Annotated in this window: 18 protein-coding genes and 1 pseudogene; 12 read left to right on the top strand and 7 right to left on the bottom strand. The window is 56.0% G+C overall.

What is annotated here, in order from left to right:
* Positions 1–67 precede the first annotated feature (67 nt).
* Complete coding sequence (locus ASF66_RS09630) at positions 68–982, top strand: DMT family transporter (RefSeq protein WP_056843679.1); 915 nt, start codon at positions 68–70, stop codon at positions 980–982.
* On the opposite strand, the gene ASF66_RS09625 is transcribed toward ASF66_RS09630, so the two are convergent.
* Positions 960–1,184, bottom strand: a complete 225-nt coding sequence (locus ASF66_RS09625; RefSeq protein ID WP_049858979.1) for a YgdI/YgdR family lipoprotein — start codon at positions 1,182–1,184, stop codon at positions 960–962. The genes ASF66_RS09630 and ASF66_RS09625 overlap by 23 nt on opposite strands.
* 147 nt (positions 1,185–1,331) lie before the next feature.
* Between ASF66_RS09625 and ASF66_RS09620 the strand changes: the two genes are divergently transcribed.
* Entirely contained in the window at positions 1,332–2,183 is an 852-nt protein-coding gene (locus ASF66_RS09620) for an AraC family transcriptional regulator (protein WP_056843678.1), read from the top strand.
* Here ASF66_RS09620 and ASF66_RS09615 read toward each other — a convergent pair.
* The 3 genes from ASF66_RS09615 to ASF66_RS09600 form a co-directional block, all read right to left on the bottom strand.
* Entirely contained in the window at positions 2,134–2,721 is a 588-nt protein-coding gene (locus tag ASF66_RS09615) for a LysE family translocator (protein WP_056843677.1), read from the bottom strand. The genes ASF66_RS09620 and ASF66_RS09615 overlap by 50 nt on opposite strands.
* Before the next feature lie 151 nt (positions 2,722–2,872).
* Positions 2,873–3,259, bottom strand: coding sequence for a hypothetical protein (locus ASF66_RS09610; protein ID WP_056843676.1), 387 nt, complete (start codon positions 3,257–3,259; stop codon positions 2,873–2,875).
* A gap of 257 nt (positions 3,260–3,516) precedes the next feature.
* Positions 3,517–4,083 (bottom strand): nucleotidyltransferase family protein, encoded by a 567-nt coding sequence (locus ASF66_RS09600; protein WP_056843674.1) that lies wholly within the window; start codon positions 4,081–4,083, stop codon positions 3,517–3,519.
* 153 nt (positions 4,084–4,236) lie between these two features.
* Between ASF66_RS09600 and ASF66_RS22000 the strand changes: the two genes are divergently transcribed.
* Together ASF66_RS22000 and ASF66_RS09595 are read left to right on the top strand one after the other, a co-directional pair.
* Complete coding sequence (locus tag ASF66_RS22000) at positions 4,237–4,788, top strand: AAA family ATPase (RefSeq protein ID WP_082484613.1); 552 nt, start codon at positions 4,237–4,239, stop codon at positions 4,786–4,788.
* Between the two features lie 49 nt (positions 4,789–4,837).
* Positions 4,838–5,272: a bleomycin resistance protein gene (locus ASF66_RS09595; protein WP_056843673.1), complete on the top strand. Its 435-nt coding sequence runs from the start codon at positions 4,838–4,840 to the stop codon at positions 5,270–5,272.
* Positions 5,273–5,557: 285 nt separating this feature from the next.
* Here ASF66_RS09595 and ASF66_RS09590 read toward each other — a convergent pair whose 3' ends face one another.
* Positions 5,558–7,084 carry a CoA-acylating methylmalonate-semialdehyde dehydrogenase gene (locus tag ASF66_RS09590; RefSeq protein ID WP_056843672.1) on the bottom strand — a complete coding sequence of 509 codons (1,527 nt, stop codon included), beginning with the start codon at positions 7,082–7,084 and terminating at the stop codon, positions 5,558–5,560.
* Positions 7,085–7,119: 35 nt separating this feature from the next.
* Positions 7,120–8,751, bottom strand: coding sequence for an MFS transporter (locus ASF66_RS09585; RefSeq protein WP_056843671.1), 1,632 nt, complete (start codon positions 8,749–8,751; stop codon positions 7,120–7,122).
* A gap of 451 nt (positions 8,752–9,202) precedes the next feature.
* On the opposite strand from ASF66_RS09585, the gene ASF66_RS09580 reads away from it, so the two are divergent.
* The 7 genes and pseudogenes from ASF66_RS09580 to acnB all read left to right on the top strand — a co-directional run bounded on the left by ASF66_RS09580 (position 9,203) and on the right by acnB (position 18,759).
* On the top strand, positions 9,203–10,105 hold the full coding sequence (locus ASF66_RS09580) for a LysR family transcriptional regulator (RefSeq protein ID WP_056843670.1): 903 nt from the start codon (positions 9,203–9,205) through the stop codon (positions 10,103–10,105).
* Positions 10,106–10,269: 164 nt separating this feature from the next.
* On the top strand, positions 10,270–10,554 hold the full coding sequence (locus ASF66_RS09575; RefSeq protein ID WP_056843669.1) for a YciI family protein: 285 nt from the start codon (positions 10,270–10,272) through the stop codon (positions 10,552–10,554).
* Between the two features lie 97 nt (positions 10,555–10,651).
* A complete protein-coding gene (locus tag ASF66_RS09570; RefSeq protein ID WP_056843668.1) occupies positions 10,652–11,572 on the top strand; it encodes an NAD(P)-dependent oxidoreductase in 921 nt (306 codons plus the stop codon).
* 204 nt (positions 11,573–11,776) lie between these two features.
* A complete protein-coding gene (gene prpB, locus ASF66_RS09565; protein WP_056843667.1) occupies positions 11,777–12,664 on the top strand; it encodes a methylisocitrate lyase in 888 nt (295 codons plus the stop codon).
* A gap of 87 nt (positions 12,665–12,751) precedes the next feature.
* The gene (gene acnD / locus ASF66_RS09560) at positions 12,752–15,340 is read left to right on the top strand and encodes a Fe/S-dependent 2-methylisocitrate dehydratase AcnD (protein WP_056843666.1); all 2,589 of its coding nucleotides are present in this window, start codon (positions 12,752–12,754) and stop codon (positions 15,338–15,340) included.
* A 15-nt stretch (positions 15,341–15,355) separates the two neighbouring features.
* Positions 15,356–15,949 (top strand): annotated as a pseudogene (locus ASF66_RS09555) (PrpF domain-containing protein); the annotation flags it as partial.
* Between the two features lie 209 nt (positions 15,950–16,158).
* A complete protein-coding gene (gene acnB, locus ASF66_RS09550; protein WP_056843665.1) occupies positions 16,159–18,759 on the top strand; it encodes a bifunctional aconitate hydratase 2/2-methylisocitrate dehydratase in 2,601 nt (866 codons plus the stop codon).
* 94 nt (positions 18,760–18,853) lie between these two features.
* On the opposite strand, the gene ASF66_RS09545 is transcribed toward acnB, so the two are convergent.
* Positions 18,854–19,420, bottom strand: a complete 567-nt coding sequence (locus ASF66_RS09545) for a TetR/AcrR family transcriptional regulator (protein ID WP_201782770.1) — start codon at positions 19,418–19,420, stop codon at positions 18,854–18,856.
* Positions 19,421–19,686: 266 nt separating this feature from the next.
* On the opposite strand from ASF66_RS09545, the gene ASF66_RS09540 reads away from it, so the two are divergent.
* A complete protein-coding gene (locus ASF66_RS09540; RefSeq protein ID WP_056843663.1) occupies positions 19,687–21,006 on the top strand; it encodes an NtaA/DmoA family FMN-dependent monooxygenase in 1,320 nt (439 codons plus the stop codon).
* Positions 21,007–21,008 lie beyond the last annotated feature (2 nt).

The following is a 21,008-nucleotide window of genomic DNA, read 5'->3' as shown; positions in this document are numbered from 1 at the left end:
TTTTTGATTGTCGTGATAGTCGGCCATAGGATGCGCTGCACGCAACCCAGCGCAGAGTGGACGCACAATGGAACGCACCTCTAACCAGAACCCGGCAACAGAGAAACCCGCGAGCGGTGTGATCAATGGCCTCATCGGTGTCGTGATCTTCAGCGGTTCGCTGCCTGCTACGCGTATCGCGGTGCTGGAGTTCGACCCGGTCTTTCTGACCGTGGCGCGGGCAGCCATTGCCGGCGTGCTCGCGCTGTGCCTGCTCTTGCTGTTCAGGGAACGGCGACCGGCCCGTCGGCAGATACCGTCGTTGATCATCGTGGCGATGGGCGTGGTGATCGGTTTTCCGCTGCTGACGGCCCTAGCGTTGCAATACGTGACGTCGGCCCATTCCATCGTGTTCGTCGGCCTGCTGCCGCTGGCCACCGCCGCGTTCGGTGTCCTGCGCGGTGGCGAACGTCCTCGGCCGGCGTTCTGGTTTTTCTCGGTGCTGGGCAGTCTGCTGGTCGTCGGGTTCGCCTTCAGCCAGGGACTGACCGCCTCGCCGACTGGCGACATTCTGATGCTCCTGGCTATTCTGGCCTGCGGCCTCGGCTATGCCGAAGGGGCAAAGATTTCCAGAGCATTGGGTGGTTGGCAGGTGATCTGCTGGGCGCTGGTGTTGTCGCTGCCGGTCGTGATGCCTTTGACCGCGTGGTTGGCGCCCGTGTCGTTTTCGCGCATCAGCACTCCGGCCTGGTTGAGCCTGGCTTACGTTTCGCTGTTCAGCATGCTGATCGGCTTCGTGTTCTGGTATCGCGGCCTGGTGCAGGGCGGCATCGCAGCGGTCGGACAGCTTCAGTTGCTGCAACCGTTCTTTGGCCTGGCGCTGGCCGCCGCACTCCTGCACGAACAGGTCAGCCTCGGCATGTTCGGCGTCACCGTTGCGGTGATCCTGTGTGTCGCCGGCGCCAGGCGTTACGGTCGGATCAATCCTCTTCCTTCACGGTAGCGACTTCATCCGCCTTGATTCTTACCTGCTTGCCCGAAACGTCTTCGAATTCATAGAAGCCATCTTTCGTTTTGGTGTCAGGTACATCCTTGGTGATGTACTGTGTCCCATCCTGCAACGTGACGACGGTGTTGGTGGAGCAACCGGCCAACGTCGCGGCGCACAGAAACGCAGCGCCATAGTAAAAAGTTTTCAGTTTCATGAAGTCGACCTTGTTCTGGATGTGCAAAGTTATCTGCGTTAACACAGACTTCGATGCTGATGCCTTGTCCGAGTTCCAGAACGGCCAGCTCGTCGTTGGTCCGCCCAGAGCAATCGGATACATTCAAGTCGCGTGACTGGAGGACCCATGTCTCACTACTGGCGGCATCATGCTGTTCCGCATCTGGAAATCCGCAACGTCGAAGACGGTCGCCGTTTCAGCCACGCGCGCCATTCACATTCGACGTTCTCGATTGGCGCGATTACGCAGGGGCAAAGTACTTACCTCAATGGCGACAGTAGCCGTTTGATCGGCGCCGGAAGTGTAGTACTCATGAACCCCGGTGCAGTGCACGCCTGCAACCCCGTTCATGAACAGCCCTGGGGGTACCGCATGTTCTACGTGGATGCCCAGTGGCTTGCGGCGCTGCAACAGCAACAACGTTCTGGCATGCAAAAAGACTTCGTGCCTTTTGCGCAGACCTATAGCGCCGACGTCAACCTGTTCGAAGATTTGGACGATCTGTACCACACGCTCACCGCCGACGACTGCGCGCCGAACATCATGCAGGGTGCGGCGCTGAAGTTTTTCCAGCGACTGATAGCAAGGCTGCAACCTGTTAGTAATGACGCCCGGTGTGAGCCGCACAAAATGTCCCAGGCAGCGGCATTCATCCGCGAACATTGCGCCAGTGAGTTGCGTCTGGAGGACATCGCGTCAGCCGTACAGCTGTCGCCTTCTTACCTGATCCGTGCCTTCAAGGCGTGCCATGGGCTCACGCCTCATGGTTACCTGATCGACTGCCGCCTCCAACTTGCCCGCGACCATTTGCGCCAGGGGGAAGGCATTGCCCAGGTCGCCGCGCGCGTGGGCTTCGCGGATCAGGCGCACTTGCAGCGGTTGTTCAAGCGCGCCCTGGCGAGCACGCCCGGACAATATCGCGGCGTGCCTACTCAAGCAGCAGGTACACGGCGCAACCCCCGAGCAGCGCGGCCATGACCCGATTGAAGCCGCGCATTCTGGTGTTGCTGTTCAAATACTCCCGCAACGAAGCACCGGCCCAGGCCCAGCTGGCCAGGGATAGCCAGCAGACCACCAGATAGATCAGCGCGAAGACCCACACCATCTGCACATCGCCATCGGCGACAAACGCGCCCATGCCCGCAAGGCACGCGAGCCAGGCCTTCGGATTGAGCCATTGCATCAGCGCGCCCGTGAAGGCAGAGGGGCGCGCTTGCGCCTGCACGGAGTCCACTCGACCATCACTGATTGCCAGCCTGTAGGCCAGATAAAGCAGAAAGATCACACCAGCGACGCGAATGACCTGCGTCAACCATGGCCATCGGTTCAGCACTTCGTGCAGTCCCAGGCCCATGAGCAACAGCAGCAGGATGAACCCCAGGGTCGCTCCCGTGACATGGGGCAGGGCGGCCCGCACTCCGTGGCGTGCGCCACAGCTCAGGGAGACAAGGTTGACCGGGCCGGGGCTAATGGAGGAGGCCAGCGCGAAAACGGCCATGGAAACGACGATACTCATCAGGCACCTTCAATACGGGTAACGGAGCACTGACGGTAAAGATCATTGCTGGGCCCGTATTGAAGGAAATCGCCCTTGGATGGTCTGGGGTGAATGGTTGATTTGCTGGGTTGTGAGTTGGACGTCTCTCATCCTGAGAGGGAGACCCACTTCATTTGATCGGATTTTCCGATTTGCAAAGCTGCAGGGCGATGCTGTCGAATTCCCGGTCGTAACTGGCGTTTTCCGCAGCACTCAAGAAACCCTGCTGCTGTACAAACTCGTCGGTTTGACGACGGATGGCCGCAACGCGTTCGATCATCTGGTCGGCTTCAGCTTGGGTAATCTTGCGGGCTTTTCGTGTAGTGCCGATGTCCGCGCTCAGAATGTTGGCGCGTACCGAGATGTGGGCTTGTCGGGGGTCGGTGATCTTTCCGCCTGTTTCGCCCACCAGTTCGCGTTGGGCTTTGATGTTGCAGCTGGGCAGGTCAAGACTCTGTTGAGCGGCCGATGCGTTCAGGCTCAAAACCAATAGCGAAGCCAGGATGCTGTATTTCATGAGTGTATCCAGTGTGGGCCGGTGGGTGTCGCTGCCGATAGTGCAGCTTATTTTCCCATGGACTCAAGCGTTTTACCGATGCTCACAAACCGCTTTCAGACCAATCACGGTGGTCGGCGTCAAGTCAGTGATGGTGCGGATGCTGACAAGCGTATTGGCCTGGCTACCTCACTCCAAACGGTTAAGCTTGTCTTGGCACGCTTTGGCGGCTTTTTGATCAATGTTCTCAAGCAGACCTTTAGCATGCCCACGGCGGGTTAAAAAGGTTGGGGCGCCACCCGCAACCAGTCCCATCTCGCCTGATAACTGAGCGCCTTTATGCGGAACTGGTCCGGCTGAGGAAAGTTCGGGTTCATGCGCAGAATGCCTTGCTCAAGCTCAGCCAGACCATGGGATGCATAGAGTTCTCCGGTGGCGGTATCAAGGCCGACGCAAGTCGAGCTGATCAGAAAGCGGTCGATACCCTCTTTCGCTGAGCGAAGAGGCGGATAATCTACGCCAAACCGGTCTGCGAACCAGAGGTGCACACGTGCCTGGTTTCTCAGTTCCACCGTGACGTTCAGGTCCTGAAACAGCGTTTGTGCAGCGACAATGGCACGGTTTTCAGCCTCCCATGACACGTCTTCATCGAAGTAGAAAACATCGTAATCGTTCACGCCCCAAGCGACCGGGCGTTCGGAAACGTGATTCCAGACAGCTTGGAAAAGGCACCCGGCGGTGACCATGCATTGAGCCAGTTTCAGCGAGGGCAAGCGTTCGACAATCTGCGCAGTGATCTCGTTGGACAGGGCGATTTCGATAAAGCGTGTGGCGGTCAGTGTCATGGGGCGTTCCTGGCTGGTGCTTCTTTTGCAAAGGGTTCGTCGACCGGCCCACGACCGAGCATCGAAGGCGACCGCAATGCGGTTGCGCATGACATGGCTGACTGCAAGAACGGTACCTTCGCACAACGTATATATGGAGAGTAGGAAGCTCACATGCAACGCGTGATGATTATTGGCCAACCGGGTTCAGGGAAAAGCACGTTGGCTCAAGCGTTGGGCCGCCGCACCGGGCTGCCTGTCGTACACATCGATACCATCCATTGGCAGCCTGGATGGGTGGAGCGCAGCTATGACGAGAAGACACGTCTATGTAGCGAAGTCGAAGCCCGTGATCGATGGATATTCGAAGGAGGGCACTCAGTGACGTGGGACAATCGCGTCTCCCGAGCGGATCTGCTGATCTGGATCGATCGCTCGTCAGCACTCCGGTTCTGGCGAGTACTGCGTCGTACTTGGCACCACCGCGGCAACAGCCGTGTTGATCTGCCTGAGGACTGCCCGGAACTGCTGGGCAATCTCCCGGAGTTTTTCAGGTTCATGTGGTCAACGCGTCGTTCGGCACGGGCCAAAATGAAAGAACTTATCGCGAAAGCGCCCGAGGGATGCCAAGTTGTTCATCTGAGATCAAACCGACAAACCAGACTGTTTTTGGAGTCTGTCTCGAAGGCTTCCAGTCTGGCGCCGCGTCCGCAGAACGAGGCCTGATACCCTGATGAGCTACCCAAGCTCAAGCCCTGCTGAAAAGGAATTCATTATGCTAGAACGTAACAAGTTGGTCCCTGAATTGATGATCACTGACCTGGATACCAGCTTGGCGTTCTGGGTGTTTTGCCTGGGTTTCGAAGTGGCTTATCAACGTCCAGAGGATGGCTTTGCCTACCTGGATTTGAACGGCGCTCAAGTGATGCTTGAACAGGCAGATCCGGACGCCGGCCAATGGCTCACTGCGCCGTTGAGCAAGCCTTTTGGAAGGGGGATCAATCTGCAGATCGATGTCGTCGCTGTTGCGCCGAATATTCACAAGCTTCGCCAAGCCGGATACGCGCTTTACCGCGAATGTGCGGACACTTGGTATCGGGTGGCCCAGGGCGAGGTTGGGCAGCGAGAGTTCATCGTGCAAGATCCTGATGGCTATCTGATCAGACTGGTTGAGCGTTTGGGGGAGCGGTGTAGTGCTGCAATGGAGTAGGCGTATTTGGTTGGAAGGATGCATTGCTTGACCAGAAGAAGGCTGGATGAGAAGAAGCAGGCGCGATTTCATGGACCAAGGCCGTGGCGTCAATGACGGCGCTTGGCCGGAAGCAGACGTTCAAAGGGTGATCGCTAGACCTCTCGCATTAGTTAGGCCGGAGAGCACATGCCTCGCAACGAGATTGATAAGGATATCTAAACAGCCAGAGTCTCATAAAGCTTATGCACTTGTCCTAAACGACTTGTCTATGCAAATGCCCAGTGCTTAGCCGGGCATCACATCTCACTTCAACGTTATCGTAGTATTAACCCCTTCGCTTATGCTTTTGTCATCAAACCATCTGCTTGTAATGGTTTTGGTCTGCGTATAGAACTGAATGACCTGCTTGCCATAGGGACCAAGGTCACCGAGTTTCGACCCGCGTGAACCTGTGAAGCTGAACGACGGTACGGGTACTGGAATCGGGATGTTGATACCTACTTGGCCGACATCGATCTCGCTCTGGAATTTTCGAGCTGCGGCGCCGCTTTGAGTAAACAACCCCACACCGTTGCCAAACGGATTCGCATTCACCAAGGCGATGGCCTCGTCCAAGCTGTCAGCTTCCAGGACGACGAGAACCGGTCCGAAAATTTCCTGAGTGTAAATATCCATATCGGTAGTGACGCCCGAAAACAAAGTAGGTCCGATGAAGTTACCTTCTTCGAAACCTGGGACGCTAATATCACGGCCATCAAGTTCCAGCTTCGCACCTTGGCGGACACCGCTTTCGATCAAACTGAGGATTCGCTGTTTGGCTCGCTTGGAAATCACCGGGCCGATATCTGTACCGGGTTCAGAGCCGGCGTTCACTTTCAGTTTCAGAGCTAATTCTTTGATATCAGGCAACCACGTACGGGCGTCGCCGACCAGGACAATCACCGAGGTAGCCATGCAGCGCTGCCCGGCTGCACCGAAACCGGCGCCCACCAGTGCGTTCAACGTATGCTCGCGATTCGCATCAGGCAGCACCACGGCATGGTTCTTGGCGCCCATCATCGATTGAACACGCTTGCCGTGCTGGCTGCCCAGGTTATAGACGTGAGTACCCACATGCGTGGAGCCTACGAACGAGATAGCTTTGATATCTGGGTTGGTGCAGAGCGCGTCGACGACTTCTTTACCGCCATGGACTACGTTCAGGACCCCAGCTGGAATACCAGCCTCCAACCCGAGCTCTACCAGCATCATGGTGGAGAGCGGATCCTGTTCCGACGGCTTGAGTACGAAGGTATTGCCCGTAACGATCGCCATCGGGAACATCCACAGCGGGATCATGGCTGGAAAGTTGAACGGCGTGATGCCGGCACAGACGCCGATGGGCTGTCGCAACGTGTAGGTGTCGACGCCCCCCGCGACGTTCTCGGCAAACTCGCCCATTTGCAGGCTGCCAATAGAACAAGCGTGCTCCACTACCTCGAGGCCACGAAAGATATCACCTTCGGCATCGGCGATAGTCTTGCCTTGTTCGGCACTCAAAACCTCAGCGATGCGCTTGGAGTTCTCACGAATGAGCGCTTGGAGCTTGAGCATGATGCGCATGCGTGCGCCTAGCGGGGTTTTTTTCCAGCTGTGAAATGCACGCTCGGCGGCATCGATGGCCGCCTTGACTTCCTCTTGGGTGGCCATGGGTACCTTTGCCAATACGGCTTGTGACGCTGGGTTCACAACATCGAGCCATTCGTTCGTTTTGGAGTCGACCCATTCACCGTTGATCAGCAACTTGACCTGAGCCACTGTAGTGTTGTTCTTGTTCAATGAAGCATTCATGATGTCTCCTTGTTTACAGTTCTAAAGTCAACGCTTTACTTCGAAGTTTTTACTGCATCGAGGTCGACGTTTTTGGTCTCTCTGAGTGCAATGACGCCGATGACGAGACTGACGCCTGTGATGAGGACGGGGTACCAGAGGCCGTAGTAGATATCGCCTGTATAAACGACCAAGGCGAAAGAGATGGTGGGCAGCAGCCCGCCAAACCAACCGTTACCGATGTGGTAGGGCAAGGACATCGAGGTGTAACGTATACGCGTTGGAAACAGCTCCACCATCGTTGCTGCCAATGGACCGTAGGTCATGCATGCAATCAGAATCAGAGCGACGATAATCGCGACTACCATAGGTTGGTTGACCTGAGCCGGATCAGCGCTGGATGGGTAGCCTGCCGCTACGGTCACGTTCTTGATGGCTACAGCATCAAAACCCTTGAGTACGGTGCTGCCAACAGCAATCTCGATCTCGCTGCCAGTCGGGCTGGCAATGGTTTCATAAGGGATACCCATCTTGGCCAGGTAAGCCTTTGTCTTGTCGCAAGGGCTATCAAACTTGGCCTTGCCAACCGGGTCGAACTGGAAGGTGCAAGACGCAGGGTCGGCAGTCACTGTGACAGGCGCCGTCATGCTGGCTTGCGAGATCTGCGGGTTTGCGTAATGGCTCAACGCTTTGAATAATGGGAAGTAAAGAACGGTAGCGAGTAGCAATCCCGTCATCAGAATGGGCTTGCGACCAATTTTATCGGACAGCGATCCGAATATGACGAAGAACGGTGCGCCGATGACCACGCTGATGATCAGCAGTGTATTAGCTTGCGCGGGGTCCATCTTCAAGAATTGAGTCATGAAGAACAGGACATAGAATTGCGAGGTGTAGAAGGTTACTGCTTGACCGGCGTTGATGCCGAACAGGGCGATCAATACAACCTTCAAGTTCTCCCAAGAGCCGAACGCATCCTTGATTGGTGATTTACTCGTGGTGCCTTCTTCCTTCATTTTCTTGAAGGAAGGCGATTCATGCATGCTCATACGAATCCAGGCCGAGATACCCACCATGATCAGAGACAACAGGAAAGGAATTCGCCAGCCCCACACTTCGAATTGATCGCCAGTGATTTTGCGACAGATCAAGATGACCAGCAGTGAAAGCAGGAGTCCAAAGGTCGCTGTTGACTGAATCCAGCCAGTGAACAGGCCTCGTTTGTTTCTAGGCGCATGCTCGGCGACATAGGTGGCAGCCCCGCCATACTCTCCGCCGAGCGCCAGGCCTTGGAGCATACGCAGAACGACGAGAAGGATCGGAGCGGCAATGCCCCAAGACGCATAGGTGGGAAGGATACCTACAAGGAAGGTTGATACACCCATGAGGACGATGGTCACCATGAATGTATATTTCCTGCCGATCATGTCGCCCAAACGACCGAACACTAGTGCGCCGAAGGGTCGTACCAAGAAGCCAGCAGAAAACGTCATCAAAGCGAAAATGAAGGCAGTAGTGTCATTGACTCCAGAGAAGAAGTGCTTGCCTATAATGACCGCCATGGCGCCATACAGGAAGAAGTCGTACCACTCGAAGATAGTCCCGAGGGACGAGGCGAAAATAACCTTTCTGTCCTGCCGTCCTAAGTCGGACGCGGTGACACTTTCGGTTTGCGCAATCTCACTCATTTGCAGTTCCTTGGCCCGGGGGGCTCATTTTGTTTTTGTTCTAGACTGCCGGCCAGTTGCATAGGCCGCCATCGTTGGATCATTGCAGCCCGCGCTCCAATAACGTAATGGTCAACTGATGGTTCATGCTTCTTAAAACAGCGGCCTTGTCAGTTATCGCCAGCGGTAATAGAACCGAGTGTAGGAGGGCCCTATAGCGTGGCACAGAGCAGAATCTGCTCAACGGGTGTGCAAAAAAAGGGGGACGGTCAGCGTATGGCCACCTATCCAGCGCACAGCCTGATGCGAAGGCGCCAAGCGCAAATAGACTAGGGTGCCGGCTCCCTAGTCAGGCATTTACCTAGGTACACTTGCGCCAGTAGACGCATTCAGGACCCACATAGGCGCTGATTCGCGAGCGGGGTCTATGCAGGATCCTGAGGGTTTTCGCCCCAAGGCCAGGAGCAGAGTGATGACAAAAAAACAAAAAAAAGAGAATTGGGATGACTTTCGATATTTTCTAGCCGTGGCCCGAGCAGGAACCCTATCGGGCGCAGCCGAAATGCTTGGAACAGAGCACACAACCGTTGCCAGGCACGTTTCTGCGCTGGAGGACGGGTTGAATATAAGACTTTTTCACAAGAGCAATTCCGGCTACGAGCTCACTCCGGAAGGGGAGCGGGTTCTAAACGCTGTCGAAAATATGGAAAGTATCGTGCTTTCATACAAGAGCGACGAGAGCGACCTAGGCCAGATTTCCGGCTTGGTCAGGATTGGTGCGCCGGATGGTTTCGGCAGCGTATTCCTTGCCCCGAGGATGGCCGAGCTGACAAGAAGGCACCCTAATCTTGAGGTCGAGATCTATGCGGCTGCTCGGGTGTTCAGTCTTTCCAAGCGGGAGGCTGATATAGGCATTAGCCTAGCGACGGCGGAACACATGCGTGTTGCCTCTCGGCGGCTCACGGACTACCGCCTTCAAATCTACGCAACCCGTCAGTACCTCGAGGAGTCCCCTCCGATACTCACCCAGAAGGACCTTGAGCAACATCCATTCGTAGGGTACGTGGAAGAGCTCCTGTTCGCGCCCCAGCTCAATTTTTCCAGTGGATTGGACGTAGAGCTCGTTTCGCGCTTGCGTAGCACCAACCTGCTGACTCAACTTCATACGGTTCTGGGCGGCACTGTCCTGGGCATCCTGCCTGCCTACATCGCGAACTCCTTTCCCAAGCTGATTCCCGTCCTTGCTGACGAGGTCAACATCAAACGCTCGTTCTATATGCATGTGCATGAAGACCATCGCAAAGCTGCACACATCCGCGAGGTCGCCAGGTTCATCGCTGACGAGGTCAGTGCCAACCAGGAGATCTTCCTGTAGAGACAAGCGGAGAAGCACGTTGAACGTCAGTGATTTTTTGCACGCCGGATGTGTGTTTATCGTGTTGTGAAAGCACGACCGGCGGGCGTAACGTAATCCCAACGAGCCAGATCCTTTCGAAGTCTGGCTTATCTGGAACGTCTAAAAATAATAATAGGTGCAGCATGCTCTATGTCATCTACTGTAGAGATAATCCATCTACGCCCACCCTGCGCGAAGCGTTCTATGACGCGCATCGCGCTTACCTGAAAAGTGCTCCGATCAACATTCTGGTCGCTGGACCCTACACGTCCACCGACAGTGACAAAAAGATTGGAAGCATGCTGGTGGTGGACGCAGAATCGTTCGAGCAAGCGGTGGACTTCCAGAAAAATGATCCGTTCGCTCTAAATAATGTTTGGAGTGAAGTCAGCATTAACCCTTATATCAAGGCAATCGATCAGCGTTAGCCCAAGCGTACAGGGTGAAACACCCGCACTTGGACAACCTACGATCAATCGCACTTAACTGTTTAGCACAACCCTTGTAAAGCAATGGAGAACAAAAATGAAAACTATCGCTTGGATCGGTCTTGGTTTCATGGGCATCCCTATGTCCAAACACATGTTGAATGCCGGCTACATCGTGAGAGGTGTGGATATTGACGCTGCGGCCCGCGAAGCAGCTGCAAAAAACGGCGTTGAAGTTTGTGCGACGGTGGCTGAAGCCTGTAAGGGTGTCGATGCCGTTTTTACGATGTTGCCTACAGGTACCGAGGTCAAAGAAGTCCTGACCGGTCCGAACGGCGTATTTGCAAGCATCGATCCAAGCACCGTAGTTATCGACTGCTCCACCATCGGCATTGAAAACGCCCGAGCTGTCCATGCTTCTGCCAAGAAAGCGAATCGAATCTTTGCCGAGGCGCCTGTCTCCGGTGGTACCGAGGGAGCAATAGATGGCAGTCTAACCTTCATGATTGGTTGTGATGACCCGCATGTTGCCCGCGTCAAGGAGCTGCTGGGCCCGATGGGTGGTTACATCGCCCATGCCGGTGGTCCGGAGGCTGGCCAGGCAGCAAAGGTCGTCAACAACCTGATCATGGGGGTTTGCGTCGCGGTCAACTGCGAAGCCACTGCATTGGCCGAGCGCCTGGGTTTGAACCTGAAAGAGTTCTTCGAAATTGCTATTCGATCCACCGCCGATAACTGGACGTTCCGCGTCTGGAATCCGGGTGTGGGTGTAGTTGCAACCGCCCCCGCATCGAAGGGCTATAAGGCAGGCTTCAAGACCTGGCTGCTGGCCAAGGATCTCAGCCTTGCCATGGAGGCAGGCCGCGAAGTGGGTGCCACGATCGCCACAGCCGAAGCTGCCCACGCCATCTTGAAAAAACACATGGATAACGGCGGCGCAGACATGGACGCTACTTCCTTGGTGCTTAGCCTGAAAGACGCCGCGGAGAAAGCCGTACCACAGAAAGCTATCGCTTGATCGCAAGCGCTGTCCTGGAACATTGCGACATCCGGCCCGGAGTCTCAGCTTCGGGCCATTTCTGATTCAACGGTCATATGCAAATTTAAATAACCATCGCCGGTGTTCCTAAGTAACTGCGGTCTCCTGAGGGCTGGCGCTTAGCGTTCGGCTGCGGCCTCGGTTTGCCGCATGAAGTCACCCATAATAATAAGTGAGGTCAATATGACGATAACCTCTGCCGGTCAGCGCTTCCGTCAAGCTGTAGAACATGAAAGTCCACTACAGATTGTTGGCGCGATCAATGCGAACCACGCGCTACTAGCGAAACGCGCTTCCTTCCGCGCCATTTACCTTTCTGGAGGAGGGGTAGCAGCTGGATCCCTGGGCATACCTGATCTCGGAATCAGTGGGCTGGATGATGTTCTGACCGACGTTCGCCGTATCACCGACGTGTGTGATCTCCCATTATTAGTCGACGTCGATACCGGCTTTGGGTCGTCGGCGTTCAATATCGCGCGAACTGTAAAGTCGATGATCAAGTTCGGCGCCGGCGCAATCCATATCGAGGATCAGGTCGGTGCCAAACGTTGCGGCCATCGCCCTAACAAAGAACTCGTCAGCCAGCGAGAAATGGTCGATCGAATAAAGGCTGCTGTCGATGCTCGAACGGACGAGGATTTCGTCATCATGGCCCGCACCGATGCGCTGGCGATTGAAGGAGTAGCGTCGGCTCTGGATCGTGCAGCTGCCTACGTCGAAGCAGGGGCAGACATGATCTTTCCCGAAGCGGTGACCGAACTTGTCAGGTATGAGCAATTCGCTGAACGGGCGCGGGCGCCGATCTTGGCCAACATCACGGAATTCGGCTCAACCCCACTCTATAGAACGGACGAGCTGGCCTCGGTCAATGTGGCAATGGTGCTGTACCCGCTCTCGGCCTTTCGAGCGATGAACAAGGCGGCCGAAAACGTCTATCGAATTCTTCGCAGAACTGGCACCCAGCAAGACGCTCTGGAAACCATGCAGACCCGAATGGAGCTGTATGAGTCAATCGACTACCACGATTACGAGCAAAAGCTCGACGCGCTTTTTGCGCGGAGTCTGGCGTAACGACTTGCTTTGTCGGTCGACGTCGATGAATCCAGCGGGTCAGAGTCGAGCGGCCCGCATCTGCCTTTAGTGAGAGTCAGCCTGCCCATGAACAACCAACATCGAAAGCCCCTCCCAGGTACTCGCCTCGACTATTTCGATGCACGGGAGGCAGTGGAGGAAATCAAAGCAGGTGCATGGGCGGGCCTTCCGTACACATCCCGTGTACACGCGGAGAACCTTGTGCGTCGTTGTGATCCTTCGACGCTTGTCTTGTCCTTGGAGCAGATCGTTTTCCGCAAGCGGGACCATGATTTTCCGTGGTTTCCCGCCCGTGTGGTTTGTCACGACATCCTCGGACAAACGGCTTTGGTCGATCTGGCAGGTCTACGCGATGCAATTGCTGCGCGAGGGGGGGACCCCGCCAAAGTGAACCCCATTGTGCCTACGCAATTAATTGTCGATCATTCGCTGGCTGTGGAATGCGGGGGCTACGACCCCGACGCTTTCATCAAAAACCGTGCGATTGAAGATCGCCGCAATGAAGACCGGTTTCACTTCATTGAGTGGACAAAGAAAGCGTTCAAAAATGTGGAGGTCATCCCCCCCGGCAACGGGATCATGCATCAGATCAATTTGGAGAAAATGTCCCCGGTTGTTCAAGTGCAGGACGGGGTGGCTTTTCCCGATACCTTGGTAGGTACCGATAGCCATACTCCCCATGTCGATGCGCTTGGCGTCATCGCCGTGGGTGTAGGTGGTTTGGAGGCAGAGAATGTCATGCTGGGCCGGGCCTCGTGGATGCGCCTGCCGACCATAGTCGGTGTAGAGCTTGCAGGGCGGCATCAACCAGGCATCACCGCTACGGATATCGTGCTGGCCCTCACCGAGTTCCTGCGCAAGCAAAAGGTAGTCGGTGCCTATCTTGAGTTTTACGGTAGTGGGGCGAGATCGCTCTCTATTGGCGACCGAGCAACCATTTCCAATATGGCTCCGGAATATGGCGCCACCGCGGCCATGTTCGCTATCGATGAGCAGACCCTGTCCTACCTTCGTTTGACTGGCCGAGAAGACGCCCAGGTGCGACTGGTCGAGACCTACGCCAGGGCGGCGGGCTTGTGGGCTGACGACTTGGTGGGCGCCCAATACGAACGAGTGCTGCCCTTCGATCTGTCGCAGGTTGGGCGCAACATGGCCGGGCCGTCCAACCCACACGCCCGGGTTGCAACTGCTGATCTGAAAAGCAAGGGCATCGCTGGCCCCTGGACGTCCACACCGGGCCTGCTTCCTGACGGGGCCGTGATCATTGCCGCTATTACAAGCTGCACGAACACGAGCAACCCTCGCAACGTGATTGCCGCTGGCCTGCTTGCACGTAATGCAAGGCGTCTGGGGCTGGATCGCAAGCCGTGGGTGAAAACTTCCCTAGCCCCGGGTTCCAAAGCCGTAGCGCTTTATCTGGATGAAGCAAATCTGACCACGGAGCTTGAACAGCTTGGTTTTGGCATCGTGGGTTTCGCCTGTACCACCTGCAACGGTATGTCAGGTGCACTTGACCCTGTCATTCAGCAGGAAATCATCGATCGCGATCTCTACGCGACCGCTGTGCTGTCAGGGAACCGTAACTTCGATGGCCGTATCCACCCCTATGCCAAGCAGGCATTCTTGGCTTCACCTCCATTGGTAGTGGCCTACGCCATCGCCGGTACGATCAGATTCGATATCGAGAACGATGTTCTAGGTGTGGTCGATGGACGGGAAATCAGGCTCAAAGACATTTGGCCCGATGACAGCGAAGTCGACGCAGTGGTGGCCGCTGCAGTAAGGCCCGAACAGTTTCGTCAGGTGTACATCCCAATGTTTGCAATCGAGGAGGATACCGGTCCTGCTGTTCCTGCCCTTTATGAATGGCGTCCCCAAAGCACCTATATCCGTCGCCCTCCTTATTGGGAAGGCGCGCTCGCTGGCGAACGAACCTTGCTGGGCATGCGTCCGTTAGCGGTACTGCCTGACAACATCACCACGGATCATCTCTCGCCTTCCAACGCCATCATGGCAAACAGTGCGGCAGGTGAATACTTGACGAAAATGGGCTTGCCGGAGGAGGACTTCAACTCCTACGCAACCCACCGTGGTGACCACCTCACTGCGCAGCGTGCAACGTTTGCGAATCCGAAACTGATCAATGAGATGGCCTGGGTCGATGGCGAAATCAAGCAGGGGTCTCTGACGCGTATTGAGCCTGAGGGCAAGGTGACGCGCATGTGGGAGGCCATCGAGACCTACATGGCACGTAAGCAGCCTTTGATCATCATTGCGGGTGCAGATTACGGGCAAGGTTCATCGCGTGACTGGGCAGCTAAAGGCGTCAGATTAGCGGGTGTGGAGGCAATTGCCGCCGAGGGCTTCGAACGCATTCATCGCACTAATCTCTTAGGCATGGGCGTGCTTCCTCTCGAATTTCTTCCCGGTACAACGCGCAAAACCCTAGGTATCGATGGAAGCGAATTGTTCGATGTTCTTGGAGAACGGACGCCTGGGGCGTCCCTTACCCTCGTGATTCGCCGCCGCAACGGAACCTCTCTTGAGGTGCCTGTCACCTGCCGTCTGGATACGGCCGAGGAGGTTTCGATCTATGAGGCCGGTGGGGTGTTGCAGCGCTTTGCAGAAGACTTCTTTGAAAACGTACCGGCATAAGACGGGAGTAGCGTCATGAGTCATCCGGCACAACTGCGAATCCCCGCTACCTACATGCGAGGCGGAACCAGCAAGGGCGTTTTTTTCTCACTCGACGATCTACCCAGAGAAGCCCAACGACCCGGAGTCGAGCGAGATGCCCTGGTTCTTCGAATCATCGGAAGTCCCGACCCCTATGGCAAACAGATCGATGGAATGGGAGGGGCCACTTCCAGCACCAGCAAGGTGGTGATCGTCAGCCGCAGCCAACGCCCTGATCATGATGTCGATTATCTGTTTGGGCAGGTGTCGATCGATGACGCCCTCGTGGACTGGTCTGGAAGCTGCGCAGATCTATCGGCTGCGGTGGGCCCATTTGCAATCAGCAACGCACTGCTACCGTTCGCACGTGTTCCTCTCGACGGTATCGCTACCGTTTGCATATGGCAGAAGAATACCGGCAAGACCTTGCTGGCGAAGGTTCCAATCAGAGATGCCGAAGTGCAGGAGTTGGGTGATTTCGAGTTGGAGGGCGTGCCGTTTCCAGCAGGGGAGATTGTCCTCGAATTTCTCGACTCCGCTTCCGGCGCGGATGGCGATGGCGAAGCGATGTTTCCCACCGAAACCTTGCAAGTGAGCACGAGCGTTGAGCGTCAACATGAAGTGAGGCACATCGATCGCGTGGTGATGAGTCGCAGTGCCCGAGTGCTCATGAACGGCTTTGTTCACGTACCTAAACCCTGGTAGCGGTGAACTGAGTGTCCGATTTTCAGGGCTGATGCCAACGGCATTGCCTACAGCTGGTCGATGTCCCACGGCCCCAGATCAGGAATGACAACGTGCTAAAGAAATACTTCGATCATGTACGTGAACGAGCGGCCCATGGTTTGCCCCCGTTGGCTTTGAACCCGGAGCAAACGCTAGCGCTGGTGGAGCTTTTGAAGTCGCCACCCATCGAGCATGAGCAATTGCTCCTGGAGTTGATCACACACCGTGTGCCGCCAGGGGTCGATGAAGCGGCGTATATAAAAGCGGGCTTCCTGTCGGCCATCGCACTCGGCACCGGGCACTCTCCTCTGATAAGCCCAATGCAGGCTGTCGAACTGCTTGGCACCATGCAGGGCGGCTATAACGTCTCAACCTTGGTTGAATTACTGGATAGCCCCGGCCTGGCGGCAGAAGCAGCGGCGCAGCTCAAGCACACCCTGCTCATGTTCGATGCGTTTCGTGATGTAGCAGACAAGGGGAGAGCGGGAAATCACTATGCTCAGAAGGTGCTGCAATCGTGGGCTGAGGGTGAATGGTTTTCCAGCCGACCCGCTATTGCAGATAAATACACGCTGACTGTCTTCAAGGTAGCGGGTGAGACGAACACGGACGATCTCTCTCCGGCGCCAGATGCCTGGTCACGTCCAGACATTCCGCTGCATGCCAGAGCCATGCTCAAAATGAGCCGTGATGGTATCGAGCCGCAGCTCCCCGGCGAAATTGGTCCGCTCAAGCAGATCGAGGACATACGTGCCAAAGGCTATCCCGTTGCCTTTGTGGGCGATGTGATTGGGACCGGCTCGTCGCGCAAGTCGGCCACCAACTCGGTGCTGTGGTTTTTTGGAAATGACATACCTCATGTACCGAACAAGCGTGCAGGAGGGTTCTGCTTCGCAAACAAGATCGCTCCTATTTTCTACAACACAGTGGAAGATGCCGGTGCGCTCCCGATTGAGTTCGATGTCTCGGCTTTGGGAATGGGGGATGTCATCGATGTGTACCCGCTGGAAGGGAAGGTATGTAAGCACAACTCGGACGAAGTCGTAGCGAGGTTCAGTTTGAAGACCCCTGTTCTACTCGACGAACTACGAGCCGGCGGTCGAATCCCTCTGATCATCGGTCGTGGATTGACGGAAAGAGCTCGGGTCGAACTGGGGCTCGAAGCCTCTATGCTCTTCCATAAGCCAGAGCAGCCAGCGGATTCTGGAAAAGGTTTCACCCTTGCGCAAAAGATAGTGGGCCAGGCTTGTGGCGTTGCAGGCATTCGGCCAGGAACGTACTGCGAACCGAAGATGACCACGGTGGGCTCGCAAGACACAACAGGGCCCATGACGCGAGACGAACTCAAGGATCTGGCATGCCTGGGCTTTTCGGCAGACCTGGTAATGCAGTCCTTCTGTCATACCGCTGCGTATCCTAAACCTGTAGACGTTATGACTCATCACACCCTACCGGACTTCATGAGGAACCGAGGAGGCGTATCACTGCAACCAGGCGATGGGATCATCCACAGCTGGCTCAATCGAATGCTTCTGCCTGACACGGTCGGCACTGGTGGTGACTCCCATACGCGTTTCCCGCTTGGCATTTCGTTTCCGGCCGGCTCAGGTCTGGTAGCCTTCGCGGCAGCGACGGGTGTGATGCCTCTGGACATGCCTGAATCGATTCTGGTTCGGTTCAAAGGGACATTGCAGCCAGGCATCACCCTACGGGACCTTGTGCACGCCATTCCATACTATGCGATCGAAGCCGGGTTGCTGACGGTCGAGAAGAAAGGCAAGAAGAATGTCTTCTCCGGCCGGATTCTCGAAATTGAAGGTCTTGATCACTTGACCGTCGAGCAGGCATTCGAGCTGTCCGATGCCTCTGCCGAACGTTCTGCAGCAGGTTGCACGATCAAGCTCCCCGAGAAAGCTGTCGCTGAATATCTGAGCTCGAATGTCACGCTGCTGCGCTGGATGATATCCGAGGGCTACGGTGACTCCCGTTCACTCGAGCGGCGTGCAGCCGCGATGGAGGACTGGCTAAGTACCCCGTCGCTGATGTCCGCCGATCCCGACGCCGACTACGCGGCCGTGCTCGAGATCGATCTGAGCGACATCGTCGAGCCGATCGTTTGTGTACCGAACGATCCAGATAATGCGCAACTTCTTTCACGCGTGTGTGGCAGCAAAGTCGATGAAGTTTTCGTCGGTTCGTGCATGACCAACATTGGCCATTTCCGAGCCGTCGGCACACTTTTGAATCGGCAGGTCGATTCGATTCCGACCAGGCTTTGGTTATGTCCACCTACCAGAATGGACGAGCACCAGCTGAGAACGGAAGGGTTCTACGATGTGTTCAAGCGTATTGGTGCTCGAACCGAGATTCCCGGGTGTTCGCTGTGCATGGGCAACCAAGCGCGCGTTGCGCCAGATTCGACTGTCGTTTCGACCTCGACGCGCAACTTCCCCAATCGTCTGGGAGACGGGGCCAATGTCTACCTGGCGTCGGCAGAGCTTGCCGCTGTGGCTGCGATCCTTGGCAAGCTTCCCAACCTGGATGAGTACATGCAGCACGCAGAAGTGATCGCGAAAATGTCCCCTGACATTTACAGATACTTGAGCTTTGATCAGATTGCGAGTTTCAAGACTGCTGCGCAAATATCCCAGATAGCTGTTGTGCCAGCTTAGGCCCAACAATGATAGAAATGACGATGTACACGCATGCTGCCGGGTACGCACTGCACGTTTGCGAAGAAGATGCGCGCAGGGGAGATCAGGCATTTTATTTCTCGTGGCGCCTCTCTTCTGCAGAGACCGGCAGCGCCCATCCGGTACGCAAGACATCCTGCAGGGTCTGACGCGTATCGATGGCTTCGCCGGTATTGGCACTTGCCCATGCAATGGCCAACGCCGCAAGAAAGATGTCGCGACCGGTCAGCGACGGTCGCGCATCACCATTGCGCTGCGCAGCTTCAAGAAATACGCCGGAAGCATCGACTACTGACTGGCATGTTGGACGCAGAACAGAGCTCGGTTGAGACCAGGCTGCGCGTAAAGGCTCGGGCAGTCCTTCGTACGCATTCATCCAGGTTCCCAAGGCTTCGATCCAGCGGTCCAAAGCGATTCGAGGTTCGGACTCCTCGGCTTGGATCGTCATACGGGCTTGATCGAGGTAGGCATAGTGCACCTCCATCAGGGCAGCCAGTAACGCATCACGCGTCGGGAAATGACGGTACAGAGTCCCGGGGCCGACTCCTGCACGTTTGGCAATACTGTCCATGGAGACGTCGACGCCCTCATCTGCAAAGGCAAGGCCGGCGACTTCAAGAATATGGCTTCTGTTGCGCAATGCATCAGCCCGAGGGGGCCGTGACGATGACTTTATAGGCATGGGCTGCTAGCCGACTCTTGATATTCGGAGGGCATCTCCATATATTAGCCTGATGTAAGCGGAGAGTTGTTCCGCTTATCCTCTGAGGCTGATACTGGGGACGTTGGGGCGGCATGATAGATCCCTAGGCGCGGCATTAGCCACACCAAGGTGTCATAGGTGAACAACGTCAGGCTCACCGGCACTGTGTAGTTCAAGACCGGCGGCCACCTGACAGGAAAGCGATGAACACGATGATTATTGGTCTGCATCTGGGTAACGGCTACGGTTCACAACCGGGGGCATGGCGCATGCCGTGGGTCGATCCCACGAACTATGTCAGCTTCGAGGCGCGAGTACGCCAGGCGCAAGCGGCGGAGCGTGGCAAGTTTCAGTTCATCTTTCTTCCCGACGGCCCCAGCGCGGTAGCTGACATCGAGAACGAAGCGCCTCATTTCAACCTTGATGTCATGATGACCCTGGCAGCGGTGGCGCGCGGTACCGAACGCATTGGCTTGGTAGCCACCGGATCCACGACGTTCAATGAAGCATTCAACCTCGCGCGACAATTCAAGGCGCTCGACATCATGAGCCATGGTCGAGCAGGTTGGAACGCAGTGACCTCAAGCGGCAATGACGTAGCCGCAAACTATGGCCGGCGAATCCCGTCCAGTGCAGATCGTTATGCGCGTGCCAACGAGTTTGTACAACTGGTGCAGTCTTTGTGGGGAAGCTGGGGTAAAAACGCCTGGGTTCATGATCAAGTCAGCGGGCAATTCGCAAAGGCGGACCAGATCGCACCCATAACGTTTCAGGGCCAGTACGTACGCTCTCGCGGACCTCTTTACATCCCTCCTTCCGAGCAAGGACAGCCGGTCGTTTTTCATGCGGGCGGCGGGCGCAATGCTTTTGAGTTTGCCGGTCGGTATGCAACTGCGGTGATCGGTGCGTGCTTCACAGTGGAAGATGCCCAGGCGCAAAGACAAGCTTTTCGCAACGCAGCTGTAAACGCTGGTCGGCACCCGGATGAAATCAAATTCATTCCCGGTTTGATGACGACTATTGCGGACACTCGTCGCGAGGCGCTGGATCGTCGAACGATGCTCAATGAGCGCTATTTTGCCCATCAGGCTGCCTATCTGGGGCAGATGTTAGGCCTGAGTTTTGACCTCGCACTGATTGACAGACCGCTGTCGCCAATGCAGCTGGCGACTGCGCACCCATCGCCATTCGATCCGCGCGCGCAGCACGCGTTGGAGATTGCCCGCGAGGGTTGGAGTATGAAAGACATATTGGCCCACGGTGTGATCGATTATCACCCGGCCATCGTCGGCCCACCCGTTGAAGCGGCAGACCATATGCAGAAATGGTTTGAAGCCGGTGCAGCTGATGGCTTCTGGATTTCACCAGACATCAACGACGACGGTATCGACGCATTTGTCGACGGCGTTGTCCCGATTCTTCAAGAACGTGGTCTTTTTCATCGAGATTATGAAGGTGCCACCCTGCGCGATCATCTGGACGCAACGGCCCAGTATGGAACCGATCCGCGCGTTAGTACCTGACG

This window comes from Pseudomonas sp. Leaf129 (genome assembly GCF_001423465.1).
GTDB classification, from domain to species: domain Bacteria; phylum Pseudomonadota; class Gammaproteobacteria; order Pseudomonadales; family Pseudomonadaceae; genus Aquipseudomonas; species Aquipseudomonas coleopterorum.
Note: the sequence above shows the minus strand (reverse complement) of the source record. Positions and strands in the feature narration are given on the sequence as shown.

Bases quoted from the DNA above. Each gene is read 5' to 3' on its own strand.
- ASF66_RS09630 (WP_056843679.1), top strand. From the start codon at position 68: ATGGAACGCACCTCTAACCAGAACCCGGCAACAGAGAAACCCGCGAGC.
- ASF66_RS09625 (WP_049858979.1), bottom strand. From the start codon at position 1,184: ATGAAACTGAAAACTTTTTACTATGGCGCTGCGTTTCTGTGCGCCGCG.
- ASF66_RS09620 (WP_056843678.1), top strand. From the start codon at position 1,332: ATGTCTCACTACTGGCGGCATCATGCTGTTCCGCATCTGGAAATCCGC.
- ASF66_RS09615 (WP_056843677.1), bottom strand. From the start codon at position 2,721: ATGAGTATCGTCGTTTCCATGGCCGTTTTCGCGCTGGCCTCCTCCATT.
- ASF66_RS09610 (WP_056843676.1), bottom strand. From the start codon at position 3,259: ATGAAATACAGCATCCTGGCTTCGCTATTGGTTTTGAGCCTGAACGCA.
- ASF66_RS09600 (WP_056843674.1), bottom strand. From the start codon at position 4,083: ATGACACTGACCGCCACACGCTTTATCGAAATCGCCCTGTCCAACGAG.
- ASF66_RS22000 (WP_082484613.1), top strand. From the start codon at position 4,237: ATGCAACGCGTGATGATTATTGGCCAACCGGGTTCAGGGAAAAGCACG.
- ASF66_RS09595 (WP_056843673.1), top strand. From the start codon at position 4,838: ATGCTAGAACGTAACAAGTTGGTCCCTGAATTGATGATCACTGACCTG.
- ASF66_RS09590 (WP_056843672.1), bottom strand. From the start codon at position 7,084: ATGAATGCTTCATTGAACAAGAACAACACTACAGTGGCTCAGGTCAAG.
- ASF66_RS09585 (WP_056843671.1), bottom strand. From the start codon at position 8,751: ATGAGTGAGATTGCGCAAACCGAAAGTGTCACCGCGTCCGACTTAGGA.
- ASF66_RS09580 (WP_056843670.1), top strand. From the start codon at position 9,203: ATGACAAAAAAACAAAAAAAAGAGAATTGGGATGACTTTCGATATTTT.
- ASF66_RS09575 (WP_056843669.1), top strand. From the start codon at position 10,270: ATGCTCTATGTCATCTACTGTAGAGATAATCCATCTACGCCCACCCTG.
- ASF66_RS09570 (WP_056843668.1), top strand. From the start codon at position 10,652: ATGAAAACTATCGCTTGGATCGGTCTTGGTTTCATGGGCATCCCTATG.
- prpB (WP_056843667.1), top strand. From the start codon at position 11,777: ATGACGATAACCTCTGCCGGTCAGCGCTTCCGTCAAGCTGTAGAACAT.
- acnD (WP_056843666.1), top strand. From the start codon at position 12,752: ATGAACAACCAACATCGAAAGCCCCTCCCAGGTACTCGCCTCGACTAT.
- ASF66_RS09540 (WP_056843663.1), top strand. From the start codon at position 19,687: ATGAACACGATGATTATTGGTCTGCATCTGGGTAACGGCTACGGTTCA.